At 63.1% G+C, this 13857-nt stretch carries 11 protein-coding genes and 1 tRNA gene; 5 read left to right on the top strand and 7 right to left on the bottom strand.

Annotated elements, in window-relative coordinates:
• Nucleotides 1–40 precede the first annotated feature (40 nt).
• On the bottom strand, nt 41–502 hold the full coding sequence (locus tag IT775_RS02335; protein ID WP_218958512.1) for a disulfide bond formation protein B: 462 nt from the start codon (nt 500–502) through the stop codon (nt 41–43).
• Nucleotides 499–1077: a YqaA family protein gene (locus IT775_RS02330; protein WP_212699445.1), complete on the bottom strand. Its 579-nt coding sequence runs from the start codon at nt 1075–1077 to the stop codon at nt 499–501. Before IT775_RS02330 ends, IT775_RS02335 begins: the two co-directional genes overlap by 4 nt.
• Nucleotides 1078–1256: 179 nt before the next feature.
• Between IT775_RS02330 and IT775_RS02325 the strand changes: the two genes are divergently transcribed.
• The 3 genes from IT775_RS02325 (at nt 1257) to IT775_RS02315 (ending at nt 7493) form a co-directional block, all read left to right on the top strand.
• Nucleotides 1257–1342: transfer RNA gene (locus tag IT775_RS02325), tRNA-Leu, on the top strand.
• Nucleotides 1343–2157: 815 nt separating this feature from the next.
• The gene (locus IT775_RS02320) at nt 2158–4419 is read left to right on the top strand and encodes a Hint domain-containing protein (protein WP_212699444.1); all 2262 of its coding nucleotides are present in this window, start codon (nt 2158–2160) and stop codon (nt 4417–4419) included.
• Nucleotides 4420–4808: 389 nt separating this feature from the next.
• A complete protein-coding gene (locus IT775_RS02315; RefSeq protein WP_212699443.1) occupies nt 4809–7493 on the top strand; it encodes a Hint domain-containing protein in 2685 nt (894 codons plus the stop codon).
• On the opposite strand, the gene IT775_RS02310 is transcribed toward IT775_RS02315, so the two are convergent.
• The 5 genes from IT775_RS02310 to IT775_RS02290 form a co-directional block, all read right to left on the bottom strand.
• A complete protein-coding gene (locus tag IT775_RS02310) occupies nt 7482–8075 on the bottom strand; it encodes a nucleotidyltransferase family protein (protein WP_212699507.1) in 594 nt (197 codons plus the stop codon). The two genes, IT775_RS02315 and IT775_RS02310, sit on opposite strands and share 12 nt — an antisense overlap.
• Before the next feature lie 5 nt (nt 8076–8080).
• Entirely contained in the window at nt 8081–9388 is a 1308-nt protein-coding gene (locus tag IT775_RS02305) for an HlyC/CorC family transporter (RefSeq protein WP_212699506.1), read from the bottom strand.
• Nucleotides 9389–9476: 88 nt separating this feature from the next.
• Nucleotides 9477–10412, bottom strand: a complete 936-nt coding sequence (locus tag IT775_RS02300; RefSeq protein WP_212699442.1) for a site-specific tyrosine recombinase XerD — start codon at nt 10410–10412, stop codon at nt 9477–9479.
• Nucleotides 10409–11932, bottom strand: coding sequence for a hypothetical protein (locus tag IT775_RS02295; RefSeq protein ID WP_212699441.1), 1524 nt, complete (start codon nt 11930–11932; stop codon nt 10409–10411). The genes IT775_RS02300 and IT775_RS02295 overlap by 4 nt, the downstream gene beginning before the upstream one ends.
• Nucleotides 11922–12071: a hypothetical protein gene (locus IT775_RS02290; protein ID WP_212699440.1), complete on the bottom strand. Its 150-nt coding sequence runs from the start codon at nt 12069–12071 to the stop codon at nt 11922–11924. Before IT775_RS02290 ends, IT775_RS02295 begins: the two co-directional genes overlap by 11 nt.
• A 119-nt stretch (nt 12072–12190) precedes the next feature.
• On the opposite strand from IT775_RS02290, the gene IT775_RS02285 reads away from it, so the two are divergent.
• Together IT775_RS02285 and aroB are read left to right on the top strand one after the other, a co-directional pair.
• The gene (locus IT775_RS02285) at nt 12191–12736 is read left to right on the top strand and encodes a shikimate kinase (RefSeq protein ID WP_212699439.1); all 546 of its coding nucleotides are present in this window, start codon (nt 12191–12193) and stop codon (nt 12734–12736) included.
• Complete coding sequence (gene aroB / locus IT775_RS02280) at nt 12736–13848, top strand: 3-dehydroquinate synthase (RefSeq protein ID WP_212699438.1); 1113 nt, start codon at nt 12736–12738, stop codon at nt 13846–13848. Before IT775_RS02285 ends, aroB begins: the two co-directional genes overlap by 1 nt.
• The last annotated feature ends 9 nt before the right edge of the window (nt 13849–13857 follow it).

Here is a 13857-nt window from a genome sequence, read left to right as displayed (position 1 = left end):
AGTGTCGGGGGCAGGCGCGTTTGACGCCTGCGATCGCGGGTCAGAAGCGGCGATGCACGGCCATCAGCCACAGAATCATCAGCCCGAAAGACGCGAGCGCGTTCCAACTGGCCATCGACAGGCCGAACATTTCCCACGCGACCTGATCGCACATCACGATGCCGGGTCCGTCGGTGGACAGCAGGTTGCCGACGTCCAGTGCGCCCGACCCGGTGCAGCTGTCCGGGCCTTCCCACCAGTGCCGTTCGACCCCGGTGTGATACACGCCGATCCCGCTGGTCGTTGCGGCGGCAAAGGCGCCCAGCCAGGCCAGCACCCGCGCATTCATCGACAGCGCCGCGGCGCCGATGACGATGGCGGCGGCGTGCGGCCATCGTTGCCACAGGCACAGTTCGCAGGGTGGATAGCCGAAGAACTGAAACAGGAAGGCACCGCCCAGTAATGCGCAAGAGCCGATGGTGGCCAGCGAAATCAAGGTGCTTCGGCTGATATCTGACGTCATAGGTACTTCACCATGTAGAATCCGCCCAGAAGGATGAGGACGAAAAGCGAAAATAGCAAGCCCAGCCAACGTTCTATGAAATCTCGGATCGGATTTCCGAATTTCCACAGAAGCGCCGCGACGACGAAAAAGCGAAGGCTGCGGGCCAATATGGCCGTGACGATGAAAGTGACGAGCGGAAGACCGGTCCAGCCCGACATGATGGTGATCACCTTGAACGGGAACGGGGTCAGCCCGGCGATCAGCACCGGCCAGAAACCGGCGGCGTTGAACTGGGCGTTGAACGCTGCGATCGCGTCGGCCTTACCCATGGTTTCCAGGATGGGGCGGCCGATTTCTTCGTAAAAGAAGGCGCCGATGGCATAGCCCAGAAGCCCGCCCAGAACCGAGGCGACAAGGGCGACGGTCGCGATGAGCCACGCGCGCGATGGGCGGGCCAGAACCATCGGGATCATCAGGACATCCGGCGGGATCGGAAACACCGAGGCCTCGACGAAGGAAATCAGCGCCAGAACCCAAAGCGCCCTGGGGTGATCGGCCAAGGCCAGGGTCCAGTGATACAGTCTGCGGATCATTCCTACATGCGCCCTTTTGGTTCCGTTACGCCATGTCGGCGTCATGGGGTCAACCGCAATCGCACAGGCGGCCGGGATGCCGTTTGGCGCGGACGCCAGGAAGGATGAAGGTTTGTCGAAAATCCAGCGCTTTGCCTCTGGACGCGGGCAAAAGAGACGGGTAATTCTTGCCCCAGCGTGCCCAAGTGGCGGAATGGTAGACGCAGCGGATTCAAAATCCGCCGGCTTAACGGCCGTGCCGGTTCGAGTCCGGCCTTGGGTACCACCGGTTTTCCAATTTGATCTGTTTGTGTTCGTGATTGTCACGGCCCCGCGATCCCCAAACGGGGAGGCGGACGCCCCATGCTCGGGGCGGCGCCGGTTCGGGGCACATCTTGGTCACATTTTTGCCCGATTCAGGGTCGAAACGTAGAATTTGATTCGTCCTGAATTGATTCAAACGTGGAAAAATCGCCAGACATTCCGGCTATTGTCCCCGGTTGGATAACATTCTCCTAATTTTTGACACTTATTTGCGGCAGAAATTTGACGGAACAAAAGTGCAGCCCTCTGTCCGACCAATGGAAACAGTGATGCACTCTAGGGTAGAAAAATATCCCTCATATCCGGATTGTTTCCGTAATGCGGGTGCAAAACATGCGTAACATGGTAAATATTTTGCCTTTTAGCAGGTGAATTGGAACCAATGAGTTTCCCGGATGTCCGGAATTTTGACGAATTTAGACGGAATATCGGCAAGTCGTCTAAAATCATCCCTTTGTCGGGAAGTTTCTCTTAAGTATGTATTGGGTGTAGCCCTACTGGGGGGGGATACGTCTGCTGGCTGCGGGGGCGGCCAACAAAGTACAGGTCATGCATTCAAGTGGATGCGAGGTGACGCAACTGACGCGGTGATTTGCAACCGGTGGTTCGCGTCCCAACCGGCAGTCCGTAACGGGCGCCGGGCGGGGAAGTTTTGCCTCTGTTCACGATTAACCGCGCGATCTGTTGGATTTGGCTTCGGGCGGGGCCCTCACGGTTCCGCCACTGCACTGCGCAGTATGGGGAATGCCCCATCGCAAAAGGTGAAAGAGGGTTCAAATGGCTGATTTGGTTCTGGATTGGTCCCTGTTCGGCGCATACGGCACCAATTTGGGTGCATCGACCACCGTGGATACCGGCGGCGTTGCCGTGAATGTGGATTTCACGGCAGACGACGAAGGCGCCGAGGCGCTGACCGTCAATTCCGACAATTACGTTGCAGCGGGCGAAGCGTTCGATCCGAAGTCCGCTCTGAAGCTGCTGGGGCTGGGCGGCGAGGGTGGTACCGACGCCACCTCGACCGTGGTGCTGTCCTTTACCTCCACCGATCAGGCCTATGACAGCAACGTTCAAAATGTCAGCTTCCGGCTGAACGATGTCGATTTCGGATCCGACCCGGACAACGGCGGCGGTCTGCATCTCGATGGGGTGACGATCAACGGCTATGACGCCGAAGGCAATCTCGTCCCGGTCACCATCACCCCCGGTTCGGATGTCGGCCTGAGCGGCAACACCGTCAGCGGCACGGAAGGCACCTATGAACCGACCGACGCGGAAGCCAGCGCCCTGGTGGAAATCGCGGGCCCGGTCATCCGGATCGAAATTTCCTATACCAACGGCGGCGACGACGCGCAGCGCGTCTATGTCAGTGACGTGCATTTCTCGACCATCGAAGGCTGCGAGGAAGACGGGCTGGACGGCATCGTCGAGGGCACCGACGGCGATGACTACATCGACGCCAGCTATACCGGCGACCCCGAAGGCGACATGGTCGACAACGAAGACAACATCTGGCCGGGCCTGTCGCCGAACGACGATATCATCGAAGCCTATGACGGCGACGATACCGTTCTGGGCGGCGCCAGCGACGATACGATCGACGGTGGCGACGGCAGCGATTCGATCGAAGGCGGCGGCGGGTCGGACCTTATCACCTCGGGGCCCGGCGCATTGGACGGCGCGCTGCCCGACATGGGCTATCCGGGTCTTTATCCCGCCGACGGCGATCCCGACAACGACCGCGACTTCGTCGATGGCGGCGACGGCGCCGACACCATCATGACCGGCGATGACGCAGACACCATCATGGGCGGCCGCGGAACCGACAGCATCGATGGCGGTCTGGACGCCGACGAAATCGACGGCGGCAGCGGTGGCGACACCATCATCGGCGGCGAAGGGTCCGATACGATCTATGCCAGCTCGGGCGACGACCTTGTCTATGGCGGGCTCGATCCGGCCTATCCGGATGCGGTCAACATCCCCGACGATACCGACCTGCGTCCCGACAATGGTCGGGATTACCTGCATGGCGGCGCCGGCGATGACACCATCTACGGTGCTGACGATGACGACACGATTTACGGCAGCTCGGGCGACGACTATCTCGACGGCCAGATCGACGAAGACGAGATCTATGGCGGGTCGGGCAACGACACGCTGATCGGCGGCGCCGGCGGCGACCTGCTGCAGGGCGGCGGCGGTGTCGACGAAATCTCGGGCGGCGACGATGCAGACACCATCATGGGCATCACAATGGGCGAATCCGTGCATGGTGGCGCGGGCGGCAACGACGACGATACGCTCGTGCTCTACGGGATCGGCGACTATCGCCTGGCCGATCTGGTCACCGACAGCGACGGCAACGGCTTCGACGGCACCGTCGAATTCCTTGACGGCGCGGGCGACGTCACCGGCACGGCGACTTTCACCAACATCGAAAACATCGTGCCCTGTTTCACCCCTGGCACCCTGATCGCGACGACGCAGGGCGCGCGGATGGTCGAGACGCTGAAGGAAGGCGACAAGGTCATCACCCGCGACAACGGGATCCAGGAAATCCGCTGGCTCGGCGCCCGCAAGATGACCGGGATCGAACTGGCGCGCGACCCCAAGTTGCAGCCGATCCTGATCCGCAAGGGCGCCCTGGGCAACGGCCTGCCGCAGCGCGACATGATGGTCAGCCCGAACCATAGGGTGCTGATCACCAACGAGAAGGTGAACCTCTACTTCAACGAAACCGAGGTCCTGGCCGCGGCCAAGCACCTGGTCGGCCTGGAAGGCATCCACAAGGTCAACGTGGTGGGCACCACCTATATCCACTTCATGTTCGACCAGCACGAAGTGGTGCTGTCGGACGGGGCCTGGACCGAAAGCTTCCAGCCGGGCGATCAGTCGCTCAAGGGCATTGGCAAGGATCAGCGCGAAGAAATCTTCACCCTGTTCCCGGAACTGCGCGAACGTGAAGGCGTTGGCAACTATCACGCCGCGCGGCGGTCGCTTAAGAAGCACGAAGCGACCCTGCTGAACTTCACCAAGTAATCTGCGTCATGCAGCACTGTCTCCGCCTCGGCGGGGGCAGCCGGAAAAGGGACCGGGGGCTGTCCCTTTTCCGACTTTTCCCGGGGGGGGAACGAAACGACTGAATCCCGACACCTTTGCAGGGCTGGTCCAATGGGTGGCCTTTGCGCGTGTTGAAACAGAATTCCCCCAGTTCAGACGCAATTCTGCCGAAAAGTTGCGAAAGAAGGGGTGAAATTCCGCTTTTTCACGTCGTGCGCTTAAATAACCAGCCCCGCGCGCGTTCTAGAGTCCGAGGGAAGTATGACCAACGCAAGCGAGCCAGTCATCGCAGCAAGTTTATTTACAGCCCGCCCGCGCGGCGCATTTCGGTCCTGCCTGTCCGGCGGACGTCTTGAGGAGGTACTGGCATGAACACCTCTTTCATCGCATATGGCATTGACGTTGTGTCCAATCCCGATCTGGACGTGCTGACCGGCACCGGCCAGGACGGGGCGGGGCAGGTGGTGCTGCAAAACGGCAGCCAGAGCTTCACCGACACCCAGATCGTCGAGGTGATCGTCGAACAGGTCACGCTTGACGGCGAACTGACCGGCGCGACCCGGATCACCGGCGTCAACGTCTATGACAGCAAGGCCGATTTTGAGGCGGGCACGGTGCTTTATGCCTATGAACCGGCCACGGCGGGCGATTACGCTCTGGTGCAGGAAAATGTCACCGGGATGGGCGATGGCTATCTGCAATTCGACGCCTCGATGCTGGTGTCCTCCGATGCTGGTGCGCCGGTGCTGACGACACTGTTCATCGCGCCGGGAACGGATGCGAATGACGGCTATGGCACGCTGGTGCTGGACAATCATTCCGACACCGATCTGGACGGCGACGGCGTGATCGCCGCCGGCACGGCCGAGGTCGGCAATGGGGCGTTCAACACGGGCTATTCCGACACCGCCTATGCGCCGCCCATGGCGGGCGACTATGTGGTCGAGGGCGGCGATGGCAGCGATTTTATCGATCCCTATTACACTGGCGATCCCGAAGGCGACCGGATCGACAACAACGACGCCGCCGACGGATCGAATGACGACGTGGTCCGGGCCGGGGACGGCGACGACACCGTTCTGGCCGGCGACGGCGATGATTACATAGACGGCGGCAGCGGCCACGACCAGCTGGAAGGCGGCGATGGCGACGACACCCTGCTGGGCGGCACCGGCGACGACCGCCTTTACGGCGGCATCGGCAATGACAGTGCGATGGGCGGCGAGGGCGCCGACAGTTTCGAAGCCTATGACGGCGACGACTATTTCTCGGGCGGCTCCGGCGACGACTGGATGAACGGCGACAAGGGCGACGACACGCTTTTGGGCGGCGCCGGCGACGACTGGATGCGCGCCAGTTTCGGCAATGATTCAATGGCGGGCGGCACCGGCAACGATTTCATCTGGTCCGGCTATGGCGACGACACGATCACGCTGGAAAACGATTTCGGCAACGACACGATCGAGATGGAAGACCAGGACGAGGTCACTGGCGACATCCTCGACATGTCCGCGGTCACCGACGACCTGACCATCGACCTGAGCCAAACCAACCAGGGCGCGGGCACCGTGTCCGACGGCACATCAACCGCCAATTTCCAAGGCGTCGAACACCTGGTGCTGGGCAGCGGCACCAACACGCTGGTGTTGGCCGATTTTTCCGGCACTGACAGGGTCGAAGGCTTCGACGCGCCGGTGCAGAACACCGACGGGACCTATAGCGGCAAGGACCTGCTGGACGTGTCCAGCCTGACCGACGACGCTGGCAACCCGGTCGATGTGAACGACGTGGTGGTGTCGGACGACGGGGCGGGCAACGCCGTGCTGTCCTTCCCGCATGGTGAGGCGCTGACCCTGATCGGGGTGGCCCCGGCCGATGTGTCGGACGTGGCGCAGCTGGCCGCGATGGGTATTCCGGCGGACAGTCGCGACGGGATCGTCGAGGGCGGATCGGGCAGCGAGCTGATCGATGACAGCTTTACCGGCGATCCCGATGGCGACCGCGTCGATGGCGGCGATGCCATCGATCCGGGGGCAGGCGCCGACGATGACAGCATCCGCGCCGGATATGGCAACGACACGATCCGCGCCGGGCTGGGCAATGACACGATCGATGCCGAATTCGGCGATGACTGGATCGAGGCCGGCGCGGGCGACGACCTGCTGATCGGCGGCCTGGGCGGCGACACGATGTTCGGCGAGGCGGGCAACGACAGTTTCCAGATCTCAAGCGGCGACACCGCAATGGGCGGCGATGGCGATGACAGCTTCTTCGTCGATGACAGCCTGCGCAATGGCGAACGGTTCAAGATCGACGGCGGCGCCAATGGCGAAACCAAGGGCGACACGCTTTACGTCAACGGCCTGGCCAACATCACCTATGATCCGAACGATCCCGAAACCGGCAGCGTGGAATGGCAAGACGGGTCGGTTCTGTATTTCAGTGACATCGAAAATGTCGTGCATGTCCCGTGCTTTACCGAAAACAGCATGATCATGACGCGGGGCGGGGAAAAAGCCGCCCGCGATATCCGTGCAGGGGATATGGTGCTGACCCGCGATAACGGGTTCCAGCCGGTTCGCTGGGCAGGGAAGCGTGAGTTGGCCGCGGCGGAACTGGAGGGGAAGCCGGGTTTGCGCCCGGTGCTGATCCGCAGGGGCGCGCTTGGCGATGGGGTTCCTTGTCGTGACCTGACCGTGTCGCCGCAGCACCGGATGATGATCGACGCCCCGAAGACCGCGCTCTGGTTCGGCAGCGATGAAGTGTTCGTTGCCGCGATCCACCTGACCTTTCTGGACGGGGTGGAACAGCTGGGCGACGAGGCCGTGACCTATGTGCATTTCATGTTCGACACGCACCAGGTGGTGCAGGGGGATGGCTGCTGGAGCGAAAGCTTCCAGCCCGGCGATCTGAGCCTGCTGGGCATGGACGAAGCCCAGCGGAACGAAATCGTCAGCCTGTTCCCGCAGCTGATGCAGGACAGCGCCGACAAGGTCTATCCGGCCGCGCGGCAAACCCTGAGCGCGCGCGAAACCCGGGTTCTATTCGGCTGAATGCCCGGCGCGCCAGTTGGCCCAGGCCTCTGGCGTGTCAAGGTCGGTCAGCGCGTGTCGCGCGGGCAGGGGGATCAGCTTCAGTCGCTCGGCATGATCGGTCAGAACGCCGCGCGCGCCCCGATCGCCGCCGAGCGCCTTCAGGTCGTCGAAGCAATCGCGCGGAAAGATCACCGGATGGCCCGGCTTGCCCTCCGCGCTGGTGCCGCGGACGATGCGTCCGGATTCATAGGCGTTCAGAACCGTCCTCAGATCCTCGGCGGTCAGTTCCGGCATGTCGGCGGGCAGGATCATCACCGCCTCGACCGTGTCGGGCAGCGCGCGGATCCCGGTCCGGATCGACGCGCCCATGCCTTCGTCGGCATCGGGGACCCAGACCGATGTCGTCCGATCATCCATCAGCCGCGCCCGTGGGTGGGACGGCGAAGGCAGGCAGGCATAGACCGGGCAGCCGGTGGCATGGGCCCGGTCCAGCATCAGCGTCAGCAGGGGCCGCCCGTGCAGCGGTTCCAGAAGTTTGTCGCGCCCCGGCCCCATGCGGGAGGAACTGCCGGCGGCGAGGATCAGGATGGCGATGGTCATGGCCGTCACAGCGGCCTGATCTTCAGCTTGGTGATCTGGTTCTGTTCACGCCCGACGACTTCGAAGCGGAATCCGTGGAAGGAAAACACCTGTCCGGCGGTCGGGATCATCTGCGCTTCGTGGATGACCAGCCCGGCGATGGTGTTGGCTTCGTCATCGGGCAGGTTCCAATCCCGGGCGCGGTTCAGGTCACGGATCGTCACCGACCCATCGACAAGGAACTGCCCGTCCTTGGTTTTCTGAATCGACCATTCGGCATCGGGATCGAATTCATCGGTGATCTCGCCGACGATTTCTTCCAGGATGTCTTCCAGCGTGATCAGCCCTTCCAGCGATCCGTATTCGTCCACGACCAATGCGAAATGCGTGCGACGGCGAAGAAATTGCCGCATCTGGTCGTCCAGCGTGGTGGTGTCGGGAACGAAATAGGGCGGCATGGCGACATCGCTGATCTTGAAGTTTTTCAACGCCTCGGGCGATGCCTCCGGGGCGAGCAGCAGCTTGTGGATGTCGCGCAGCAGGTCCTTGGCATGGACCACGCCGACGATATTGTCCGGATCGCCCTGATAGAGCGGCAGCCGGGTGTGATTGCTTTCGACGCATTGGGCCAGAATCTGCAACGGATCGCTGTCGGCGTCGATCATTTCGATCTGACTGCGGTGCAGCATGATTTCCTCGACCGCGCGGTCTCCCAGATCGAGCGCGCCGAGGATACGGTCGCGGTCTTCCTTTTCGACCACGCCTTCGGAATGGCCGAGCTGCAGGGCGCCGGCGATTTCTTCGCGCACGGCGAGGATCTGACTGTCGGGATCGGTGCGCACGCCGAAGACCCGCAGGATCAGGCGCACGAACCAGCGCACCGCGCCGACCACCGGCGCAAACAGGGTGACGATCAACTGGATCGGCGACGATACCCGCGCGGCGGCGGTTTCGGCATTGGTGATGGCATAGGTTTTCGGCAGCACCTCGGCAAAGATGAGCACCAGGAGCGTCATCACCAGCGTCGCCAGCGCCACGCCGCCATCGCCGAAGACGCGGGTGAAAAGCGACGTGGCCAGCGAAGCGGCGAGGATATTGACCAGGTTGTTGCCCAGCAGGACCGACCCGATCAGCCGTTCGTTATCTTCGGTGATCCTCAGCGCCCGTTCCGCGCCGCGCGATCCCTTGTCGGCCTGGCTGCGTAGTTTGCCGCGCGAGGCGGCGGTCAGCGCGGTTTCGGACCCCGAGAAGAAGCCCGACAGCACCAGCAGGAACAGGATCGCCAGCGTGGTGATCCAGAAGGCGCTGTCAAGCGTGGCGACGGTGGTTTCCATGGCGATCGTTTCCCCTTGCATGGCAAGGGTTATGGGCATCAAACCGGTGCGGATCAAGGGGTTGCGGATCGTCGTCTGCGCCGAGGGCTCAGTCTTCGCGCGCCAGCGGGTGATGTTCCAGCACCAGTTCCTTCAGCCGTTCGTCCAGAACATGGGTGTAGATCTCGGTCGTGGCCACGTCGGCATGGCCCAGCAGTGTCTGGATCGCGCGCAGGTCGGCGCCATTGGCCAGCAGGTGGGTGGCGAAGGCATGGCGCAACGTGTGCGGCGTCACCTTGTCGGGGGCGACGCCGGCAGCGACCGCCAGATTCTTGACGATCTGGAAAAACCGGTGCCGGGTCAGGTGCCCCGATTTGCCCCGGCTGGGAAACAGGTAGCGCGAGGCCGGCAGCCCCTTTTTGCGCGCCGCTTCCTCGATTTCGTCCCGCGTGGCCAGCCATTCGGCCAGCATTGCCCGCGCCGGGGGCGACAACGGCACCATGCGTTCCTTGCCGCCCTTGCCGAGGATCAGCAGCACCCTGGGGTCGCCACGGGTCGCGGCGACCGGCAGCGACACCAGTTCGCTGACCCGCATGCCGGTAGCGTATAGCACTTCCATCAGGCAGGAATTGCGCAGTCTGTCCGACGCGCTGCGCCCGGTGGTGCGGGCGGCGTCAAGCAGGCGGTCGACCTCATCCTCGCTCAGCGTCTTGGGCAGTTTCTTGTCCCGCCCCGGGCCGCAGATCTGGATCGCCGGGTTGTCCTGTCGCAGCCCTTCCTCGAAGGCGAAACGGAACAGTTGCCGGATCGCCGACAGCCGCCGCGCCCGGGTCGAGCGGGCCAGCCCCTGGGCTTCGCAATCGATCAGGTAGGTTTCGATCTGATCGCGGCTGATCGCGGTAAAATCGACCGACTGGCGTACCGTCCAGGCAGCGAAATCCTTCAGATCGCGGGCATAGGCAAGGCGGGTATTGTCCGCCGCGCCCAGTTCGGCCGATTGCGCTTCGAGAAAGGCGGATATCCAGTGCAGGTCGGTTGTGCTCACAGCCGGCGCTCCAGCAACAGGAAGTGCAGCGCCGCGCGCCGTGCGGCGTCTTCCAGGCCCATGGCGCGGAAGGTGGCAAGCGCCGTGGGAAGTTCATACAGTTCCCCGCGCGCCGCGCGTTCATAGCGCAGCATGGCGCGCAAGATTATTTCGCCCAGGCGGCCCGCCGCGATGTCGGCGCGGAAGATCTCTGGCATCCCGGTCGCGGCGAAACCTTCGGCGATGGCGCGTTCCGTTTCGTTCGACGCGGTGGCGTTCTGCGGGTTGCCCTGCGCCAGCGCGGTGAGAAAACGCATGTCGGCGAAGGCATCGCTATAGCGTTGCGCCGCCGCTTCGTATTGCGGCGACAGCAGCGCCACGCGATAGGCGGTTTGCGCCGCCTCGCCGGTCAGCGGCAGTTGCAGCAGGGGATCGGCGTAAAGTTTGGCAAACGGGACTTCCAGCCGCGCGACCTTCATCGCGGTGACCGCCTTGGGCAGCGTTTCGGCGACCATGCCGGGATCGCGGGCGCGCAGGGCGATGTCGAAACGCTGCAGCGCATCGACGCGGTCCCAGATCCCGCCCGAGGCCGCCGGCAGACGTTCGGAATAGATGCCGAGAAGCCGGTTTTCCGCCAGCGCCCCGGTCTGCGCCAGCCGTTCGGCGGCGGCGATCTGTGCTTTCCATCCGGCATTGCCGCGCAGGTCGGACACCGAGAAGGCGCGCGGCAAGGGCGCTGTGGGCATCGGTTCGCCGATCGCTTCGCGCAGCCGGAATATCAGCGGTGACGGGCGTACCGGCGGATGCGGCAGCGGTTCGCCCTCGACAAGTTCGGGGTCGAGGAAATGCAGCAGCAGCACCTCTTCCTGCGTGGACAGGATGCCAAGCGCACGGGCGGTGTCGAAGGTCAGCGCGGCGGTGCTCCAGTCGCCGGTTCGTGCGGTGCAGAACACCTGCGCAGCATAGGAGGGCGCGAGATGCGGGGCCTGCACCAACCGGGCGCAGGCCTTGTCTTCGTCGCCGGTCAGCAGCGTCGCGTCGAACCAGCGCGCGAACAGTGGCGCGGTATCGGTGCCGGCCCGGTCCAGCAGCGCCTGCACCGGTTCCACTGCGCCCAGTTCCAGCAGCGCATCAAGCCGCGCCTGCAGGAACGAGTTTTCGGTGGTGCCGGGCAACGGCGCATCGGCCTCGGCCAGAAGCAGGGTGTAGAGCAGCGTTTGCATCGCCGGCAGGGCGCTGACCTTTTGCGCCGCGACCAGGTCGACCAGGTCCTGCGACCGGCTGTATTGCCACAGGCTGGCTGGCAGGCCGGTCATCTGCGGCGGCAGCAACCCAACCGCGCCGGCGCGCACGTCGTCCAGCGGCGCGGTGTCGATTTCGGGAATGACTGCCGTGTCGGTGACCGGCGGTTCCATCGGCAGGGCACCGGGGCTGATCAACGGTTCGGGCGCTGGATCGTTGAGCCAGTCGATTGCAGAAAGCGGCGCCTGTGCCAGCGCCAGCGTCGGGCAGAAGAAGAGCAGCGCCAGGCTAGCCCGCATCCAACACCACCTTCAGCCGCTGTTCCGTTTGCGGAGCGGAGAAATCAGCCCCCAGCCACGGACCCACATAAGCATAGGCGACCAGGCCGATGAAACCCAGAATCGCCAGAGTGAAAAGCCATTTGAAGATACGCCCCATTTTCTTGCTGCCCGTTTGCTTGTGATTTTCCTCAACTTATAACTGGCAATTTGCGCGAGATCACGTCATTCAGTCGGGAAATTTGAAAAACGGCAAGGGTTGGCCGAGATCAACGGATCATGAGCTGGAAATTGAAGAAAACAGTCGTGCTGGTGGGCATGATGGGGGCCGGGAAAACAGCCGTGGGCAAAGCCTTGGCGGCCAAGCTTGGTGTACCGTTCCTTGATTCGGACGCCGAAATCGAAGCCGCGGCCAACATGAGCATTGCGGAAATCTTCGAACGTGACGGCGAAAGTTTCTTTCGGCAAAAGGAAAGCCAGGTCATTGAGCGGCTGCTGACGAATGAACGCTGCATCCTGTCGACCGGCGGCGGTGCCTTCCTGGCCAGGCAGAACCGCGAGGTGATTTCGCAACAGGGTGTTTCGGTCTGGCTCGATGCCGGGCTGGATCTTCTGTGGCAGCGGGTGCGGCACAAGTCGACCCGGCCGCTGCTGCGTACGCCCGATCCCTTCGCCACCCTGTCGGACCTCTACCGGCAGCGCACCCCGATCTATGCCGAGGCCGATCTGAGAGTCGCGGTGGAGCCGAGCTATTCGATCGAGGAAACCCGTGACAGGGTCATCGCCGCGATCGAAACGCGGCCCGATGTAGTGGAGACAGCTTGATGCAGGATACCGTCCATGTCGGATTGGGCGAGCGCGCCTATGACATTCATATCGGGCCGGGGCTGCTGGCCCGGTCGGGGGAACTGATCGCACCGCTCTTGCGGCGCAAGCGGGTGGCGGTGATCAGTGACGAAAACGTCGCGGCGTTGCATCTGGAAAGCCTGAGGGAAGGTCTTCAAGCCGCTGGAATCGATATGGTTTCCAAGGTTCTTCCCGCTGGCGAGGCGACCAAGAGCTGGCCCCATCTCACCGACACGGTGGAATGGCTTCTGGAACAGAAAGTCGAACGGTCCGACGTCGTCGTGGCGCTTGGCGGCGGGGTGATCGGCGATCTGGTCGGTTTCGCGGCGGCGGTGCTGCGCCGGGGCGTGCGCTTCGTGCAGATTCCGACCTCGCTTCTGGCGCAGGTGGACAGTTCGGTGGGCGGCAAGACCGGGATCAATTCGCCTCATGGCAAGAACCTCGTCGGTGCCTTTCACCAGCCGTCGCTGGTGCTGGCCGATACCGGGGTTCTGGGCACTTTGAAATCGCGCGATTTCCTCGCCGGCTACGGCGAGGTCGTGAAATACGGCCTGCTTGGAGATTTTGAATTCTTTCAATGGCTTGAAGGCAATGCATCGCGCGCTGCCGCAGGTGACATGGACGCGCGGATCTATGCGGTGAAACGCTCGGTCGAGATGAAGGCGGAAATCGTCGAACGGGACGAAACCGAACAGGGCGACCGCGCGCTTTTGAACCTTGGCCATACCTTTTGTCACGCGCTGGAAGCCGCCACCGGCTATTCCGACCGGTTGCTGCACGGCGAAGGAGTTGCCATCGGCTGCGCCCTTGCGTTCGAACTCAGCGCCCGGATGGGGCTGTGCAGCCAGGAAGACCCCAGCCGTATCCGCACCCATCTGCGCGAGATGGGCACTAAGGTCGATCTGGCCGACATTCCCGGTGATCTGCCCGATGCGGACGGGCTTCTCGACCTGATGTCGCAGGACAAGAAAGTGGTGGACGGCAAGCTGCGCTTTATACTGGCGCGCGGGATCGGGCAGGCCTTCGTGACCTCGGACGTGGACGGCGAGCTGGTGCGCAAGGTGCTGAGCGAGGCGTTGTCGGCACGCTGACCCCTTTGC

The organism is Thalassovita aquimarina (assembly GCF_018219815.1).
GTDB lineage: Bacteria > Pseudomonadota > Alphaproteobacteria > Rhodobacterales > Rhodobacteraceae > Thalassobius > Thalassobius aquimarinus.
This window is presented reverse-complemented; position numbering and strand designations above follow the sequence as displayed.

Coding starts and splice junctions, on each gene's coding strand:
- IT775_RS02285 (WP_212699439.1), top strand. CDS start 12,191: ATGAGCTGGAAATTGAAGAAAACAGTCGTGCTGGTGGGCATGATGGGG.
- IT775_RS02290 (WP_212699440.1), bottom strand. CDS start 12,071: ATGGGGCGTATCTTCAAATGGCTTTTCACTCTGGCGATTCTGGGTTTC.
- IT775_RS02305 (WP_212699506.1), bottom strand. CDS start 9,388: ATGGAAACCACCGTCGCCACGCTTGACAGCGCCTTCTGGATCACCACG.
- IT775_RS02320 (WP_212699444.1), top strand. CDS start 2,158: ATGGCTGATTTGGTTCTGGATTGGTCCCTGTTCGGCGCATACGGCACC.
- IT775_RS02310 (WP_212699507.1), bottom strand. CDS start 8,075: ATGACCATCGCCATCCTGATCCTCGCCGCCGGCAGTTCCTCCCGCATG.
- IT775_RS02330 (WP_212699445.1), bottom strand. CDS start 1,077: ATGATCCGCAGACTGTATCACTGGACCCTGGCCTTGGCCGATCACCCC.
- IT775_RS02315 (WP_212699443.1), top strand. CDS start 4,809: ATGAACACCTCTTTCATCGCATATGGCATTGACGTTGTGTCCAATCCC.
- aroB (WP_212699438.1), top strand. CDS start 12,736: ATGCAGGATACCGTCCATGTCGGATTGGGCGAGCGCGCCTATGACATT.
- IT775_RS02295 (WP_212699441.1), bottom strand. CDS start 11,932: ATGCGGGCTAGCCTGGCGCTGCTCTTCTTCTGCCCGACGCTGGCGCTG.
- IT775_RS02335 (WP_218958512.1), bottom strand. CDS start 502: ATGACGTCAGATATCAGCCGAAGCACCTTGATTTCGCTGGCCACCATC.